The sequence below is a fragment of the Nocardiopsis sp. NPDC006832 genome, from assembly GCF_040635885.1.
Classification (GTDB): domain Bacteria; phylum Actinomycetota; class Actinomycetes; order Streptosporangiales; family Streptosporangiaceae; genus Nocardiopsis.
In genome coordinates this window covers 53935-70790 of the sequence record NZ_JBEYLC010000022.1, presented here as the reverse complement: position 1 = coordinate 70790, position 16856 = coordinate 53935, and the positions used below count along the sequence as shown (strand labels likewise).

Here is a 16856-nt window from a genome sequence, read left to right as displayed (position 1 = left end):
GGGACAAGGTGTGGAACCCCGAGTCCCGGAGCCGTCCACGGTCAGTGGTTCGGTCGGTCAGGTGGCCCGTTCGGGCAGGCGACCGGACTCGTCGGCGGCCGCCCAGTGGCAGGCCACGCGACGCTCGGCCCCGCCGCTCAGGATCGCCGGATCCACGCTCACGCACCGGTCGGCCACCCCTGCCCTCTCGGCCTCCCCTGAGGCCAGGATCGGGCAGCGCGGATGGAAACGGCACCCCGGAGGCACCTGCTTGGGGTCCGGTGGCTCACCGCTGAGCACCACCGGCCCCTCCTCCACACCGGAGTCGGGCAGCACCGACAGCAGGGCGCGCGTGTACGGGTGCGCGGGCGAGGACAGCACCTCCTCCACCGTGCCCAGTTCCACCACTCGTCCCAGGTACATCACGGCCACCCGGTCCGCGATGTTCCAGGCCAGGCCGAGGTCGTGCGTGGCCACCAGGGCGGACAACCCCAGTTCGTCGCGCAACTCCAGCAAGAGTCGCAGGATCTCGCCGCGCACCGAGGCGTCCAGGGACGCCACCGGTTCGTCGGCCACCAGCACCTCGGGGTCCAGGACCAGGGCTCCGGCGATCACCACACGCTGGCGTTGGCCCCCCGACAGCTCGTGCGGGTAGCGCGAGAGGAAGCGTTCGGGCGGGCGCAGACCGGCGCGGGACAGCGCGCGTTCCACCCGTTCCGACTCGTCGACCGTGGTGCCCTCGTGCACACGAAGACCCTCGACCACCGACTCGTATACGGTGCGCCTCGGATTGAGCGAACCCATCGGGTCCTGCTGCACGAGCTGCACTCGGCGCCGGTAGGACCGCAGGTCACGGGAGCGGTAGCGCAGCGGCTCGCCCTCGAACAACACCCGGCCGGCGGTGGGCCGCTCCAATCCCAGGAGCGTGCGGGCCAGGGTGGTCTTGCCACAGCCGGACTCCCCGACCAGGGCCACGATCTCCCCGGGCGCCACGTCCAGGTGAACGCCGTCCACCGCACGGGCGGTGCCCCGCCCTCCGCCGGGGGCGAACCCGGCCGTGAAGGCCACCTCCACGGAGTCGGCCCGCAGGACGGGCGGTGTCCGCGCCTCGGCGTCGGCGGAGGGCGGGCGAGGGGCGGTGTCGGCGCTCAACGGCTCGTCTCCTCTGTGCTGGTCTCCCCGGTCGGGTCGACGCCCTCGCTCTCCTTCGAGAGTGATCCCGGCCCCACGTGCACGCACGCCGCGTGCCGGTCGGCGTGCCCGTCGGCGCCGGGGTGGACCGGCCACAGTGGCGGGTCCACGGTGGCGCACACCGACTCGGCCACCGCGCAGCGCGGTCGGAACACGCAGCCCGACGGTGGGTCGGCCGGGTCCGGTGGGTCGCCCGGCAGGCCGCGCGGGGCCAGTCGGGAGGCGGGGTCGCCGATCTTGGGGAAGGCGGCGCTGAGCGCGCTCGCGTACGGGTGGGCGGGCCGGTGCACCACGTCCCGCGCCGGCCCCTCCTCCACGATCCGACCGGCGTACATGACCGCGAGCCGATCACAGGTGGCGGCCAGTACGGACAGGTCGTGGCTGATCATCAGCATGCCGATGCCGGTCTCCTCGACCAGCCCGCGCAGCAACGCGAGGATCTGCGCCTGGATCATGACGTCCAGGGCGGTGGTGGCCTCGTCGGCGATGATCAGCCGCGGCTCGCAGGCCAGGGCCATCGCGATCATCACCCGCTGGCGTTGTCCCCCGGACAACTGGTGGGGATAGTCCTGGGAACGGGAGACCGGCAGGCCCACCTGTTCCAGGAGTTCGGTGACCCGGGTAGCGACCCGGTCCGACTTCACGGTCCGGTGCAGCACGAGGGGCTCGGCGATCTGGTCGCCGATCCGCTTGACCGGGTTGAGGGAGTGCATGGCCCCCTGGAAGACCACCGAGGCACCGACCCAGCGCACGGCGCGCAGGCGTCCCCACTTCATCTCCAGGACGTTCTCGCCCTCCAGCAGAATGTCCCCGGTGACGCGGGCGGTGGCGGGCAGCAGGCGCAGCAGCGCCAGGGCCACGGTGGACTTGCCACTGCCGGACTCCCCCGCCACACCGAGGGTGTCACCGCGGCCCAGGGACAGGTTCACGCCGCGCACCGCCGGGATCTCACCCCCACCGGTAGCGTAGGTGACGCGCAGGTCCCGGACGTCGAGAAGGCCGCTCACCCGGCTCCTCCCCTCAGACGTGGGTTGATGACGGACTCGACCGCGCGCCCGCACAGGGTGAAGGACAGCGCGACCACGGCGATGGCCAGCCCGGGTGGGACGATGTACCACCAGATCCCGGCGCTGATCGCCCCGGAGGTGCGTGCGGCCTGGAGGATGCCACCCCAGGAGATGGTGGTGGGGTCGCCCATCCCCAGGAAGGCGAGGGTGGACTCGGCGATGATCGAGGTCGCCACCAACAGCGTGGTCTGGGCGAGCACCACCGGCATCACGTTCGGCAGCACGTGCCAGCCCATGACGTGGGCGTGGCCGCCGCCCAGGGCCCGGGCGCGTTCCACGTAGGGTCGGGCCTCCACCGCCAGCGTCTGGGCGCGCACCAGTCGGGCGGTGGGCGGCCAGACGGTGAGCCCGATCGCGAGGATGATGGTGCCGGTGCCGCGCGGCAGCACCGCGGCCAGGGCCACCGCCAGGACCAGGGTGGGCAGCACCAGGAACCAGTCGGTGACGCGCATGATCACCGAGGAGACCACTCGGCCGCCCACCCCTCCGGAGGAGCCGAAGTGACCGGCGGTCACCCCGGCCAGGGTGCCCAGGGTGACGGAGACGAACGTGGCCAGCAGCCCGACCGTCAACGAGACGCGCGCGCCCCAGATGATCAGGTCCAGGATCGAACGGCCGAAGTTGTCGGTGCCCAGCGGGAACTCCGTGCTGGGCGGCTGGTAGCTGTCACCGGGCGCACCGGTGATGGTCAGGTGCGCCTGGTCCACGAACAGGGGCGCGGTCAGGGCGAGCACGCCGATCGTGAGCAGCGAGGCCAGGCCGAACAGGCCGGCGCGGTTGCGCGCGTAGTCGCGGGCGAACCGACCCAGGGCCTCACGACGTCGTTTCCGGGCCAGGGCGCGGGGCGAGACCGCCGTGCCGGGCGCGGGTTCGGTGGGGGCGCTCATGGGCGCACCCGGGGGTCGAGCAGCGGATACACCAGGTCGGCCAGGAGGTTCATGAGGATCACCGAGGCCGCGAAGACCACGAACAGACCTTGGACGAGGCCGAGGTCGGGGACTTCCAGGCCGGAGTAGAAGAGTTGGCCGAGGCCGGGCCAGGAGAAGACCGTCTCCACCAGGATCACCCCGGACACGACCTGTCCGAGGTTGAGGAAGATGAGGGTGACGGTGGGCAGCAGCGCGTTGGGCACGGCGTGCCTGCGCCTGACCAGGACGTCGCGCAACCCCTTGGCGCGGGCGGTGGTCAGGTAGTCCGCCCCCTTCTCGTCCATGAGGGAGGAGCGCATGATCATCAGGTATTGGGCGTAGATCACCGCCACCATCGTGGTGACCGGCAGGACCATGTGCTGGGCGGTGCTCAGCGCACGTTCCACGGGGCCGGTCAGGCCCGGGTCGACCATGCCGCCGGTCGGGAACAGGCCGGGCATGAAGCCGCGGCCGGAGGCCAGCAGGACGATGAGGAGCAGGCCGAGCCAGAAGGTGGGCACCGACCAGAAGAACAGCGCGACGGCGGTGTTGACCCGATCGCCGCGCCCGCCCGGCCTCCAACCGGCGCGCGAGCCCAGGAACAGGCCGAGCAGCGCGGCGATGACCGTGCCGGTACCGGCGAGCAGGATGGTCGGCCCCAGACGTTCCAGGATGAGGTCCACGACCGGTTCGCGGTACTGGAAGGACACACCCAGGTCGAGGTGGATCAGCCCTTCGGCGTAGTCGAGGAACTGTCGCCACAGGGGCTGGTCGAGGCCGAACTGGCGGCGCAGCTCCGCCCGCTGTTCGGCGGTGACCTCGCGTCCCTCCGTCATGGCGCGGACGGGGTCGCCGGGCAGGATCCGGAAGAGGAAGAACCCGGCGACGATCACGGCGAACAGGGACACGACCGCGGTCATCAGGCGGCCGGCCACGTAGGTGATCACCCGTCGTGCCCGGTGCCCTCCCCCCGGGGCCGCCGGGGCGGGGAGCCCATCGGCCCCCGCCCCGTCCGGTCCGTCCACCTCGATGGGCGTGGTCGTCACTCGCGGTCCTCCACGGTGGAACGGTTGCGGAAGAACAGGAACGCGCCACCGGCGAGCAGGACGAGGACCACGACGCCGATGCCGATGCCCACCCCGGTGGAGATCCCGCCGCCGTTCGCGTCGGATCCGCCTTCAGCGGGCTGGGCGGACCACCAGGCCCAGTAGCCGTCCTGGCCCCAGATGTTGCCGCCCTCGGTCGGCTCCAGCTGGATGCTCTCGATGTGGTCGGTCCGGTAGGCCTCCATGATGTTCGGGTAGGCCAGGACGTTGACCACGGCCTCCTCGTAGAGGATCTCCTGCATCTGGTGGACGATCTCGGCGCGGGCCTCGTGGTCGTACTCGCTCAGCTGCGCCTCGTAGAGCTCGTCGTACTCCTCGTCGCAGAAGTAGGCGTCGCCCTGCATGGTGCCCGGTTCGGTCGGCAGCGCGTCGCAGGTGTGGATGCTGAACACGTAGTCGGGGTCGGGGTTGACCGTCCACCCGGTGAAGATGAGGTCGTACTCGGCGTCGTAGAGGGCGTCGCTCAGGATGCCCGGGTCGACGGTCTGGTTGTCGATCTCGATGCCGATGTCGGCGAGGCGCTCGGCGATGACCTGTCCGGCCTGGACGTTGTCCGGGCGGTCGGAGTGCACGTGCATGCGCAGTTCGAGGCGGTCGTCGTCGGGTGAGACGCGCACCCCGTCGTCGCCCCTTTCGTAGCCGGCCTCGTCGAGCATCTCGTTGGCGGCGTCCGGGTCGAAGTCGAGGGTGGCCTCCTCGCCCTCGGGCGACCAGTGGAAGTCGGTGTAGCGCGGCGGGATGTAGCCACCGGCCGCGACGGCCTGGCCGTTGGCGCCCTGCTGGACGATCTCCTCGTTGTCGATGCCCATGACGATGGCCTGGCGCAGGGTCCGGTCCTGGAGCGCGGGGTGTCCGTCGCCGAACGCCTCACCGTCCTGGGTCTCCGCGCCCGGGTTGATCGTGAAGGCCTGGAACCGCTTGCCGTCGGCGATGTTGACCGCGATGTCCTCGGTCGACTCCAGGGAGGTGACCTGGGCGTCGGTCAGTTCGTAGACGAAGGAGACCTCGCCGCTGCGCAGCGCCTCGACGGCGGCGTCCTTCTCGGAGTAGTAACGGAAGTACAGCTCGTCGAAGCCGGCCGGGCCACGCCAGTGGTCGGGGTTGGCCTCCAGACGGATGTGCTCGCCTCGGGAGTGCTCGGTGAGGGCGAAGGGTCCGCTGCCGACCGTGGGGAAGTCGTCGCCGGCGTAGTCGGAGAAGGCCTCGCCCTCCTCCTCCACGATCGGTTCCCACACGTGCCGGGGCACGATCGGGACGTTGAGCGCGGTCATGGTGGCCTGGGGCTCGTCGAGTTCGATGACCACGGTCTGGTCGTCCTCGGCGATGACCTCCTCGAACCCGGCGACGTAGTTGCCCGAGGCGATGGCCGCGGCGTCGTTCTCCATGATGGTGGTGAAGGTCCACGCGACGTCGTCGGCGGTGAGCTGCTCGCCGTCGGTGAAGAAGACGTCGTCACGGAGGTTGAAGGTCCAGGTCAGACCATCATCGGAGGTGTCCCAGCTCTCCGCGAGGGAGGGCGCGGGCTCGTTGGTCTCCGGGTCGACCGTCACGATGCTGTCGTAGACGTGTCTGAGGATGTTGGTGGTGACGGCCAACTGCGCCGTGAACGGGTTGAACGAGTCCACCTGCTGGGAGATGGCCACGGTGAGGGTGTTCGCGTCGGACTCTTCGGCCGCCGCGGGTACCGCGGACAGCCCCCCGAGCAGGATCAGCGCGCCGGTGGAGGCCAGCGTCCGGCGAAAAAGGGCGCCGGTGGGAGGTGGGTGCTGTGTCATGACGGCCCCTGTCGATTCATCGTGGGGTGGTGGCCTGGCCACCTGGGGGTGGTTGGTTGTCTACCAACAGGTTGTGACGAGCGTCAATCATCTCCGAGGTGAGGCGGGATATCGCAACACATTCGACTCCTACGGCGGGAATCAGGGTCGTTTCGCGGGATCGGAGTGGCGAAAGGGTCTTCATCGGTCGACCGAAACCCGAACACCGATTCGCGGCGAATAGAGGACTTCCGCTACGGTTCCCGCCATGATGGGGCACTCTCACGCACTGAGCGGCGTGGTCGGTTGGATGGCGGTCGTTCCGCTCGTCCAAGGCAAGGAATTCCTCGGTCTCAGTTTCGAACTGGGCCCGGGTGAAATCGTCGCCGGATCCTTGGTGTGCGCGGGGGCGGCCCTCCTGCCCGACGTGGACCACAAGAGCGCGACGGTGACCAAGACCTACGGGAAGGTCACCGAGGTCCTCAGTGACATTCTGAACTGGGCCTTCGGCGGTCACCGGATGGGAACGCACTCGTTCTTCTTCGCCGCGTTGATGGGTGTCCTGGTCACCGCCCTGGCCCTGTGGTCGGAGTTGGCCGTCCAGGTGTTCGTGTTCCTGCTCATCGGTATCGCCCTCCAGGGGCTGGGTTTCGGTCTGGACAAGAACCGGGCCGCGTCGGGGATCATCAACGCCTTGGGCACCGCGGCGATCACCCTGGGCCTGTACGCGGCCGGTCTGAACTACACCTGGCTCGGCCTGGCGGTCGCCTTCGGCGTGATCCTGCACTTCTTCGGCGACATGATCACCAAGATGGGCGTCCCGATCTTCTGGCCGTTCTGGAAGAAGCGCATCGGGCAGGGTCGGGGCTTCGTCACCGACGGTCCCGTGGAGAAGAAGGTCGTCACCCCGCTGCTCACCATCGGTGTCGTCGTCGGGTCGATCTACCTCTTCGACTGGCCCACCCTGCTCCCCCAGCACTGATCCTCCCCGGTCGCGGTCCTGGCCTGGGCCGGGCCGGGGTCCTAGGGTTGTGCGGGTGACTCGAACCTCAGAAGGCCTCACCCCGGAACTGCACGCCTACGTCGTCGCCCACAGCGAACCGGTCGACCCCGTCCTCGCCGACCTGGCCGAGGAGACCGCTCGGCTCTTCCCCCAGCAGCGGGGCATGCAGATCGGCCCCGAGCAGGGAGCGTTCACCACCCTTCTCACGCGGCTGTCCGGGGCCCGGAACGCGGTGGAGGTCGGTACGTTCACCGGTTACTCCTCCATCTGCTTCGCCCGCGGCCTTCCCGACGACGGCACCCTCCTGGCGCTGGACATCAGCGAGGAGTGGACGTCGGTGGCCCGCCGCTACTGGGAGCGAGCCGGGGTCTCCGACAAGATCGAACTGCGGATCGGACCGGCCCTGGAGTCCCTGCGCGCCCTGCCCGAGGACACCCGGTTCGACCTGGCGTTCCTGGACGCGGACAAGACCGGCTACCTCGATTACTGGGAGGAACTCGTCCCGCGGATCCGTCCCGGCGGACTGCTGCTGGCCGACAACACCCTCTCCCACGGGCGGGTGATCGACCCCGAGCAGACCGCGCCCCACGTGCAGGGCATCCGCGACTTCAACGACCGTCTGGTGGCCGACGACCGGGTCTCCCAGGTCCTGCTCCCCCTCGGCGACGGGCTCACCCTGGCCCGAAAGCTGTAGGATCGCCGGTTCTCCCGACGGGAACACCCGCGACTTGGGTAATGTCCACTTCCATGCGCCTGCTGCACACATCGGACTGGCACCTGGGTCGCTCCTTCCACCGGGAGAACCTCATCGACGCCCAGGCCGCGTTCCTGGACCACCTCGTCGACACCATCCACGCCGAACGGATCGACGTGGTCGTGGTCGCCGGGGACCTCTACGACCGCGCCCTGCCACCGGTGGACGCCGTGCGCCTGTTCGACCGGGCGTTGGGACGGATCCGCGCGACCGGGGCGCGCGCCGTGCTGATCAGTGGAAACCACGACTCCCTCACCCGCATGGCCTTCGCCACCGACCTCATCGACGCCGCCGGAATCCACCTGCGCAGCTCCCTGGAGGGGGTGGGCGAACCGGTGGTCATCGACGACGAGCACGGACCGGTCGCCTTCTACGGCATCCCCTACCTGGAACCGGAGATCGCCCGGCACCACTGGGACCTGACCGAACGTGGGCACCCCGCGGTGATCGGACACGCCATGGGTCTGATCCGGGCCGACCTGGACGAGCGCCCCGGCACCCGTTCGGTGGTGCTCTCGCACGCCTTCGTCACCGGCGGCGAGGGCTCCGACAGCGAACGCGACATCTCCGTGGGCGGTGCCTCGCACGTGCCCGCCTCGATCTACGACGGGGTCGACTACGTCGCTCTGGGCCACCTGCACGGCCGACAGACCATCACCCCCACCGTGCGTTACCCGGGCAGCCCGCTGGCCTACTCCTTCTCCGAGGAACGCCACCGCAAGGGCTGCTGGGTGGTGGAGTTGGACGCCGACGGGTTCGCCGGGGCCGAGTTCGTGGACGCCCCGGTGCCGCGTCCCCTCGCCCGGATCCGCGGGCGCCTCGACGACCTGCTCACCGGCACCGGTTGGGAGCGTTACACCGGTCACTGGCTACAGGTCACCCTCACCGACCCGCGTCGGCCGGCCCGGCCCATGGAGCGGCTGCGCGAACGATTCCCCCACGCCCTGTTGTTGGAGTTCGCCCCCGAGGGCGGCGCGCCCGACCGGCGACCCGTCACCGGCGCGATCGCCGAACGCCCCGAACGCGACGTGGTCGCCGACTTCGTCGAATGGGCCCGCGGCGCACCCGCCACCCCGGACGAGCGCGCGCTCGTGGACCGGGCCGTCGAAGAGGTCCGGCTCCAGGAAGGGATCCACTGATGCGCCTGCACGATCTCACCATGACCGCGTTCGGCCCCTTCGCCGGTACCGAACGGGTGGACTTCGATCGGCTCGGCCAGGGCGGGCTCTTCCTCGTCCACGGCCCCACCGGGGCGGGCAAGACCTCCGTGCTGGACGCGGTCTGCTTCGCGCTGTACGGAAGCGTCCCCGGGGCCCGCAGCAAGGACCGCTCCCCCAAGAGCGACCACGCGCCACCGGACCTGGAGCCGGAGGTGACCCTGGAGTTCACCATCCGAGGGCGCCGGATCCGGATCAACCGCAAGCCCCGCTGGGAGCGTCCCAAAAAGCGAGGCACCGGCACCGTCACCCAGAACCAGAAGGTGGTGGTCCAGGAGCTGCTGGAGGGAACGTGGCAGCCGGTCACCACTCGCCCCGACGAGGCCGGACAGTTCATCGGTGACCAGGTGGGGCTCACCCTCACCCAGTTCTGCCAGATCGTCATGCTGCCCCAGGGCGACTTCGCCCAGTTCCTGCGGGCCAAGTCGGACGACCGCCGCAAGTCCTTGGAGCGGATCTTCAACACCCGGGTGTTCCGGGACGTGGAGGAATGGCTGGGCGGCCACACTCGCAGGCTCGAACGCGAGGTGCGTTCGGCCGAGGAACGAGTGCGCGAGGTCGCCGGTCGGATCGCCGAGGTGGGCCGCTCCACCACGCCACAGGAGTCGGACCCGGCCGAGTTGAGCGCTTGGGCCACCGAGCTGGCCGTGATCACCGCCGCGACCGTTCGGGACACCGAACCGCTCATGGATGAGTTCACGTTCGCCCGGGACCTGGCCCGGCGGGCGCTGACCGAGGGGCGCTCGCTGGGGGAGCGGCGTGCCCGGCTCGACCAGGCCCGGGAGCGGAGCGCGGTGTTGGAGGAACACCGGCCCTGGCGCGCCCGTTCCGAGGAACGCCTGACCGCCGCGGAGCGCACCGACGCCGTGCTGCCGTTCCTGCGCGCCCGTGACCACCGCCGCACCGAACTGGACAAGGCGGAGTTGGCCGTCACCGACCGATTGTCGTTGGTGGCGGGCCTGCCCGACCTGGACGTGACCACCTCGACCGGCGCGGAGTCGTTGCGTGCCGCCGAGCGGGGACGCCGCGACGAACTGGCCCGACTGGAGCTGCTGCGTGGTGACGCCGAACGCCGCCGGGCACTGCGCGGGGAACTGGCCGACCTGGACCGGCGGCTGACCGGGGTCCGCGCCGAGTCGGAGCGGGCCGGGGAGCGTAAGGAGACACTGCCGATCCAGGTGACCGCCGTCGAGCGGGAACTGGAACGGGTACGCGAACACGCCGGGTCGGTGGAGACGGCCCAGGACGCGTTGACGTTGGCGGAGAAGCGGCACACGGCGGCCGTGGCGCACGAGCGGCTCACCGTGGAACTGGAGCGGGCGCAGGAGACCCGGCGAACGGTCGTGGACACCGCGCAGCGGGCCGTGGACCACGCACAGGACCTATCGAAGCGGCGGATCGGACAGATGGCGGCCGAGCTCGCCACCGATCTGGCCGAGGGGTCGGCGTGCGCGGTGTGCGGATCGGTCGAACACCCCTCCCCCGCGACGCCGAGCGAGGGCGGCCTGGTCTCCGCCGACCGGGAGAAGGAGGCCCATGCCACCGCGGAGCGGGCCGCCACGGACCGGTCGACGGCCGAGCGCGCGGTGGAGCGGGTCCGGGGTCGGTTGGAGGCCGAGGCCAGGGTCGCGGAGGATCGCACCGTCACGAGCGCGGAGGAGGAGGTCGGGGCCGCACGTGCCCGCTTGGCCGAGGCCCGCGCCGCCGTCGGTGAGCGTAAGAACCTGGAACAGGAGCTGGTCCGGCTCCGCGAGGAGCTACGGCACGCCGAGGAGCGTGTGGGCGCGCTGAGCCGCCAGGAGGGTGAGTTCCTGGCCCGTCGGGAGAGCGCACAGGCCGAATACGAACGGCTCACGGCGCTGCTGGACGAGGCCCGTGGCGCCGACGCCGGACTGCCCGAACGCATCGCGCGCCTGACCGGCGAGGCCGACCTGTTGCGCGGGACCGCCGAGGCGATGGACCAGCGCGCACGGGCCGCCGAGGAGCTGCGCGCCGCCGGGGCCGAGGCCGAGGCGGCCCGGGCCGAGACCGGGTTCACCGACGAGGCCGAGGTCCTGGAGGCCGCGCTGGACGATCGGGAGCGTCGGGACCTGCGCCGTCGCACTCGTGACTTCGACGATCAGTGGGCGGCGGTTCGGGAACGCTTGGCCGATCCCGAACTCGTGGCCGCCGGTGAGCAGGAGCCACCGGACCTGATCGCGTTGGAGACCGTGGCCGCCACCGCCGAGCACGCCGCCGAACGTGTCTTGACCTGGCAGGGCATGTTCGCCGATCGGGCGCGCCGGTTGGGTGATCTGCGCGCCGAGCTGGCCGATCGGATGGCGGGTTCGGAGCCGGTGCTGCGCCGCTACGCGATCGCGCAGGGGCTGAGCACCCTGGCCGCGGGCACGTCCCCGGACAACACCGACAGCGTGCGGTTGTCCGCCTACGTCCTGGCGGCCCGGCTGGAGCAGGTGGTGGCGGCCGCCAACGACCGACTGCTGACCATGTCGGACGGCCGTTACGAACTGCGCTACACCGTCGACAAGGCGGCCGGGGACGGGCGGGCCCGTTCCGCGGGTGGTCTGGGCATGCGCGTGCTGGACTCCTGGACCGGACTCGAACGCGACCCGGCGACGCTGTCGGGCGGAGAGACCTTCTTCAGCTCGTTGGCGCTGGCCCTGGGGCTGGGCGACGTGGCCACCGCGGAGGCCGGCGGCACCGAGATCGACACCCTGTTCGTCGATGAGGGGTTCGGCACCCTGGACGAGGACACCTTGGAAGAGGTCCTGGACGTGTTGGACCGGCTGCGCGACGGCGGCCGGGCGGTGGGCGTGGTGAGCCACGTGGCGGACCTGCGCCGACGGGTGACCACACGCTTGACCGTGCGCAAGAGCGCCGCCGGTTCGAGCGTGGAACACCACGGCTGATCCGACCATCGCCGCTCGGGTACCCCGGGTCGGGGCGCCCGGCCGACGGTGGGACAATGACCAACGTGAATTCGCTGGTCAACATCGTCGTGTTCGGAATCGGGGGCGCCATCCTGGTGGCGTCCCTGCTCGGCCTGCTGCTCGTGGTGTCGGGGAGTTCCCGGGGGTCCTCTCCCCGGTTGCTCACCGCCTTCGGAGTCGCCTCGATCGTGCTGTGGGTGGTGCTGCCGGCGTTGACCGCCCTGAACGAGATGTCGGCGGGAGCCGGCTTCTGGGTGGGGTTCGCCGGGGCGAGCGTCGTGGCGATCGTGATGTACGCGGTCAACGCGGCCATGCTGCCGATGGTGGCGCGTCGTCAGGCCCTGGTGAGCGGCCAGACCGGGTTGGCGGGGATCAAACCCACCCCTTCGGTGCTGGTGGGCGGCCTGGTGATCTGTCTGGCCATGGCGCTCCTGGTGACCGGTGTGACGGCCTTCATCTCCTGAACCCGATGTCCACCCCCGTGACCGTTTCCGGCCACAAGGGCGCCGGGGGCGGCGACGCTCTGTAGCTTCGTGCCGGGGTCCCCTGATCGGGGAGCCCCGGCTTCGTTGTGCGGAGGGCGGCGGGATGCGCGGGTGGAGGTGGGCGGTCGCGGCCGTGGCGGCCATGCTGGTCGGCGGTTGCGGTGGCGAGGTCGACCTGGCCGAGCGGGACTCCATCGATCAGTTCGACGTGCCCCCGCTGGATCCGAGCGTCCGACACCCCTGTGACCTGCTGACCGACGAGACCGCGATCGACCTGGGTCTGCTCGCCGAGGGTGGTAGCGGCAGTCCGCAGTCGGACGACAACTGCTTCTTCACCGACGCGGTCGACTCCAGCGTGGACGTGCGGGTGGAGACCCACGACCCCGACGCCGGGGAGGACGAGCCACCGGTCCCCCGCGCCCTCTCGGCGGCGTTCGAGGGCGGTGAGGCGTACGAGTACGTGGCGGTGGAGGGCTATCCCGGCTACACCGAGACCTTCCCCGACTCCTGCAACCTGGAGTTGGCCACCTCCGACGAACACAGCCTGTTCGTCCAGGTCAGCGCGGACGACGCCTGTGAGACCGCGATCCAGACCGCCCGGAGCCTCATCACCGCCTCCCCTGAACTGTGATCGTCGCGAACAAGGGTCGGGCCCCCTTTCCACGCTCCTGGAAGGGGGCCCGTGAGGGATCGACCGAGGGTCGGTGTCAGTTCGGCTGTTGACGGGAACGACGGTCGAGCTCGGCGAGGTACTCGTTGTAGGCGTCCATGTCGGAGTCGTCGGAATCGCCACGGCTGCTGTGCCGCTGCCGACGACGTTCCTGACGTTCGTCGTCACGCGACCACTGCACCACCAGCGCCAGCATCACCAGGAGCGTGGGGATCTCGCCCAGGGCCCAGGCGATGCCACCGCCCTTGTACTGGTCGGCCATCGGGTCCTGCATCCACGGGATCTCGAACTGGCCGTAGTACTCCGCGGCGATGGGCGTGGTCTGCTCCATGATGGCGATGCCGAAGAAGGCGTGGAACCCCATCACCACCAGCAGCAACAGCAGGCGCAGCAGGAACGGGACCTTCCTCGGGGCCGGGTCGACACCGATGATCACCCAGTAGAAGAGGAAACCCGAGACGAGGAAGTGCACACCCATGAACAGGTGACCGAGGTGGTCGTTCATGAGCATGCCGAACAGCGGCGTGAAGTAGAGGGCGTACAGGCTGAGCACGAAGATCGGCGCGGCCACCGCGGGGTGGGTGAAGAACTTCGAGTAGCGGCTGTTGAGGAAGGCGTTGAGCCATTCGCGCGGCCCCCGGTCGCCCCGCCGCTCCGCCGGTTTCAGGGCACGCAGGGCCAGGGTCGCCGGCGCGCCCAGCACCAACAGGATCGGGGTGACCATGGCCAACACCATGTGCTGGATCATGTGCGCCGAGAACATGATCATCGCGTAGGTCGCGAAGCCGGTGAGTTGGACCAGGACGATGGTCAGCAGCCCCGCGAGGAAGGCGACGAGGCGTCCGATCGGCCACTTGTCGCCCCGCTTGACCAGCCGGCGCACACCACCCAGGTACAGGCCCGCGGCGACGACCACGAACATGATGAAGAACAGGTCGGGGCGCCACAGGGTGAGCAGGTTCTGCATGCTCATGGCGGACGGGATGGTGAAGCCCAGGATGGCGGCGGCCGGGTCGACGGTGCTCTCCAGCGGCGGGGGCGGCGCGGTACGGCCCAGCCCCACGGAGATCCCCATGACCGCGGCCATGATGACGACCTCGACCCCGGACAGCCGGATGAAGTTCCAGCGTCGGAAGGCGTGGCCGTCCTCGCCCTCCGGTGCCCCGGCGATCCGGTTCACCGTCCATTTGCGGTGCGCGTAGCCGAAGCCGCCGAGGACGACGAACAGCACGACCTTCGCGACGATGAAGAGCCCGTACTCGGTGAAGAACAGGTGTTCCAGGGAGTAGAGGCGGGCCAGGGCGCTGGCGGCACCGCTGACGGCGACACCGACGTAGGCCCACAGCGCCATGCGACTGAACCGGTGAGCGGCGGTGGCCGGCGCCTCGCCATCGGTTCGTACCGCGTGGTAGGTGACCGCGGCCAGGCCGCCCACCCACACGCAGATGGAGATCAGGTGCAGGGCCAGGCCGGTGACCGCGAGTTCGTGGGAACCCGAGGAGGCCGAGTGTCCCGTAAGGGCCGGCGGGGTGACCGCGACCAGGGAGGCCACGAGCAGCCACAGGCCGGAGGTGGCGCCGGTGCAGGTACGACCGAACAGCGCGATTCCGGTCGTGATCAGGATGACGAACATCAGGGCGATGCCACCGGAGACCGAACCCGCGAAGGCGGTCACCTCGTCGATGGAGACCTGGCCCATGGGTTTGGCGAGGAACTCGGAGGCCTGGAAGTACAGGGTCGCCACGGCGGCCACGGTCCAGCCGAGGGAGGCCCAGGTGGCGGCGCGTACGTAGCCGATGGCCTGGTCGGACAGGCGTCCCTTGTAGGAGGGCAGCAGCAGGACCGCCATCACCAGCAGGCCGATCGTCAGGACGGCCCCGACGTTCATGAAGGCCTTCGTGATCGGCATGCCCCAGCGCACGGCCTCACCGGCGTCGGGTAGGCCCGGGATGACCCTGGCGAAGACCGAACCGCCGATGACCAGGGTGAAGCCCAGGAAAATAGCGCAGACCAGGGCGACGATCATCGCGAAGATCGGTACGACACCGGTGCCCGGCGGCTGGTCGGTGTCGTTCTGGTGGTCCTTGATCGGGGAATTGTCGTTCTGTGCGGGAGGAGCCACGTGCCACTCCGTCTTCGAGTGCGGTCAACAGCAGGTCAGGGCTCTCGGCCGTGATGGCCACCGCTGTGCTGTGCAGATCGGGGTCCGGCAGGGGCCGCACGGAGGAACACCTCGACCAAGGTTAGTCCGTTTACTACGCGGTGTCGGACTTGGTACACGATAGACCGCCCCAGGGCCCCGGCCAGTACGTGAAAGCGGCCCTGTTGGTGATGTTCCCCCCATATGAAGGGGCTCCACGCGATACGCTCGACGCCCCGACGAGTCCCTGCTCCTTCCCCTCCTCGACACCTCTCACCCTGACCCGAGCCCTGCGCCCGAAGGGGGAGCGATGCCCGATTTCGATACCGTCATCCGTTCGACACGAGTGGTGGTCCCCGAGGGGATCGAAGCCGCGGACGTGGCCGTCCGCGAAGGCCGCATCGAGGCGGTGCTGCCATATCGCTCGATCACCGATCCGCCCGCTTCATCGGATCGACCAGATCGAGTCGAACGATCCGAACCCGAACGACACGAAGGGCCCGGTCCACGGATCGTCGACCTCGGGGATCGGCCCCTGTTGCCCGGGGCGGTCGACCTGGGTACCGGGGTGCACGCCCCCGGTGAGGATCTGGCCCACTCCTACCACCGGGCCGGTACCGCCGCCCTGCGCGGCGGCGTCACCTGCATGGTGGTCGCCCCCGCGCCCGGACGTCCCGCCATCACCTGCGCGGACTCCCTCCAGGTACACCAACGCGCGTCCGCCGGTTCCCCGGTGGCGATCGCGTTCCTGGGCGGGGTCAACCAGGGCACCGGCCCGCTGGACCTGGCCGATCTCCAGGCCGGTGGCGTGGTGGCCTTCCAAGCGTCCCTCTCGGACGGGGGCGCCCCCGACATGGCGGCGCTGAGCGACGCCGGGCTGCGCAAGGCCATGGTGGAGATCGCCACCCTGGACTCGCTGCTGATCGTGCACGCCGAGGACGCCGCCGAACTCGGGACCCCTCCGGTCAGTGCCGAACAGCGCCCGCCCCGGGCCGAACGACGCGGGCTGGAACGGGTGATCTCCGCCGCCCGCGTCGTGGGTGCGCGCACCCACATCGCCCCGTTCACCGCCGCCGAGTGCGCGGCGCTGTTGTCGGCCGCGGAGGCGGCCGGGGTGGAACTGGGCGCACAGACCTGCCCGCACTACCTGTGCCTGCCCGCGGAGTTCCCCGGGCCGGACTCCCCGGTGCGCGGCTGCCGTCCGCCGCTGCGCTCGGACGCCAACCGCAAGGCGCTGTGGAGTGCCCTCCTCGAACCCGGGTCGGCCCTGGGAACCATCGGTTCGGGCCATCTGCCGGCGATCGGGTTGTACACGCTGCGGTGGAGTCTGTCCGCGTTGTGGACCGCCGCGCGTCGACGCAACCTCACCCTGAGCCATCTGGCCCGTTGGACCGCCCAAGGCCCCGCCGACCTCCTGGGGCTGGCCCGTGGCCGGATCCAGCCCGGGTTCGAGGCGGACCTGCTCGCCTTCGACGACGAGGCGACCACCCTGGTGCCCGAGGACGACCCGGGACCCTACGCGGGGATGCGGCTCGCCGGAAGGGTCGCGAGGGTGTGGGTGGGGGGCCGAGAAGCACACTCCTAGACCCGTGTCACACGCCACACGGAGTCCTTACATCCTGTCAACATGGCCCTACAGGGCTATGCACATT

General features: G+C 70.2%; 13 protein-coding genes. 7 read left to right on the top strand and 6 right to left on the bottom strand.

Going from position 1 to position 16856, the window contains the following annotated elements:
- Positions 1–57: 57 nt before the first annotated feature.
- The 5 genes from ABZ717_RS13165 to ABZ717_RS13145 are packed head-to-tail and all read right to left on the bottom strand — an operon-like array spanning position 58 to position 6026.
- A complete protein-coding gene (locus ABZ717_RS13165; protein ID WP_358508971.1) occupies positions 58–1131 on the bottom strand; it encodes an ABC transporter ATP-binding protein in 1074 nt (357 codons plus the stop codon).
- Positions 1128–2177 carry an ABC transporter ATP-binding protein gene (locus ABZ717_RS13160; protein WP_358508970.1) on the bottom strand — a complete coding sequence of 350 codons (1050 nt, stop codon included), beginning with the start codon at positions 2175–2177 and terminating at the stop codon, positions 1128–1130. The genes ABZ717_RS13165 and ABZ717_RS13160 overlap by 4 nt, the downstream gene beginning before the upstream one ends.
- Positions 2174–3124, bottom strand: coding sequence for an ABC transporter permease (locus tag ABZ717_RS13155; RefSeq protein WP_358508968.1), 951 nt, complete (start codon positions 3122–3124; stop codon positions 2174–2176). Before ABZ717_RS13155 ends, ABZ717_RS13160 begins: the two co-directional genes overlap by 4 nt.
- Positions 3121–4191 (bottom strand): ABC transporter permease, encoded by a 1071-nt coding sequence (locus ABZ717_RS13150; RefSeq protein ID WP_358508966.1) that lies wholly within the window; start codon positions 4189–4191, stop codon positions 3121–3123. Before ABZ717_RS13150 ends, ABZ717_RS13155 begins: the two co-directional genes overlap by 4 nt.
- Positions 4188–6026: an ABC transporter substrate-binding protein gene (locus ABZ717_RS13145; RefSeq protein WP_358508964.1), complete on the bottom strand. Its 1839-nt coding sequence runs from the start codon at positions 6024–6026 to the stop codon at positions 4188–4190. The genes ABZ717_RS13150 and ABZ717_RS13145 overlap by 4 nt, the downstream gene beginning before the upstream one ends.
- Positions 6027–6273: 247 nt before the next feature.
- Here ABZ717_RS13145 and ABZ717_RS13140 point away from each other — a divergent pair, with 247 nt between their 5' ends.
- From ABZ717_RS13140 to ABZ717_RS13115, 6 genes are all read left to right on the top strand, one after another.
- Complete coding sequence (locus ABZ717_RS13140) at positions 6274–6987, top strand: metal-dependent hydrolase (protein WP_358508962.1); 714 nt, start codon at positions 6274–6276, stop codon at positions 6985–6987.
- A gap of 55 nt (positions 6988–7042) precedes the next feature.
- Positions 7043–7702: an O-methyltransferase gene (locus ABZ717_RS13135; protein ID WP_358508960.1), complete on the top strand. Its 660-nt coding sequence runs from the start codon at positions 7043–7045 to the stop codon at positions 7700–7702.
- A 41-nt stretch (positions 7703–7743) separates the two neighbouring features.
- Positions 7744–8901, top strand: coding sequence for an exonuclease SbcCD subunit D (locus ABZ717_RS13130; RefSeq protein WP_358508958.1), 1158 nt, complete (start codon positions 7744–7746; stop codon positions 8899–8901).
- Positions 8901–11888: an SMC family ATPase gene (locus ABZ717_RS13125; protein ID WP_358508956.1), complete on the top strand. Its 2988-nt coding sequence runs from the start codon at positions 8901–8903 to the stop codon at positions 11886–11888. Before ABZ717_RS13130 ends, ABZ717_RS13125 begins: the two co-directional genes overlap by 1 nt.
- Before the next feature lie 56 nt (positions 11889–11944).
- The gene (locus ABZ717_RS13120) at positions 11945–12373 is read left to right on the top strand and encodes a hypothetical protein (RefSeq protein ID WP_358508954.1); all 429 of its coding nucleotides are present in this window, start codon (positions 11945–11947) and stop codon (positions 12371–12373) included.
- 124 nt (positions 12374–12497) lie between these two features.
- On the top strand, positions 12498–13025 hold the full coding sequence (locus ABZ717_RS13115) for a DUF3558 family protein (protein ID WP_358508952.1): 528 nt from the start codon (positions 12498–12500) through the stop codon (positions 13023–13025).
- Between the two features lie 76 nt (positions 13026–13101).
- Here ABZ717_RS13115 and ABZ717_RS13110 read toward each other — a convergent pair whose 3' ends face one another.
- A complete protein-coding gene (locus ABZ717_RS13110; protein WP_358508950.1) occupies positions 13102–15186 on the bottom strand; it encodes a cytochrome c oxidase assembly protein in 2085 nt (694 codons plus the stop codon).
- A gap of 328 nt (positions 15187–15514) precedes the next feature.
- On the opposite strand from ABZ717_RS13110, the gene ABZ717_RS13105 reads away from it, so the two are divergent.
- The gene (locus ABZ717_RS13105) at positions 15515–16789 is read left to right on the top strand and encodes an amidohydrolase family protein (protein ID WP_358508948.1); all 1275 of its coding nucleotides are present in this window, start codon (positions 15515–15517) and stop codon (positions 16787–16789) included.
- Positions 16790–16856 lie beyond the last annotated feature (67 nt).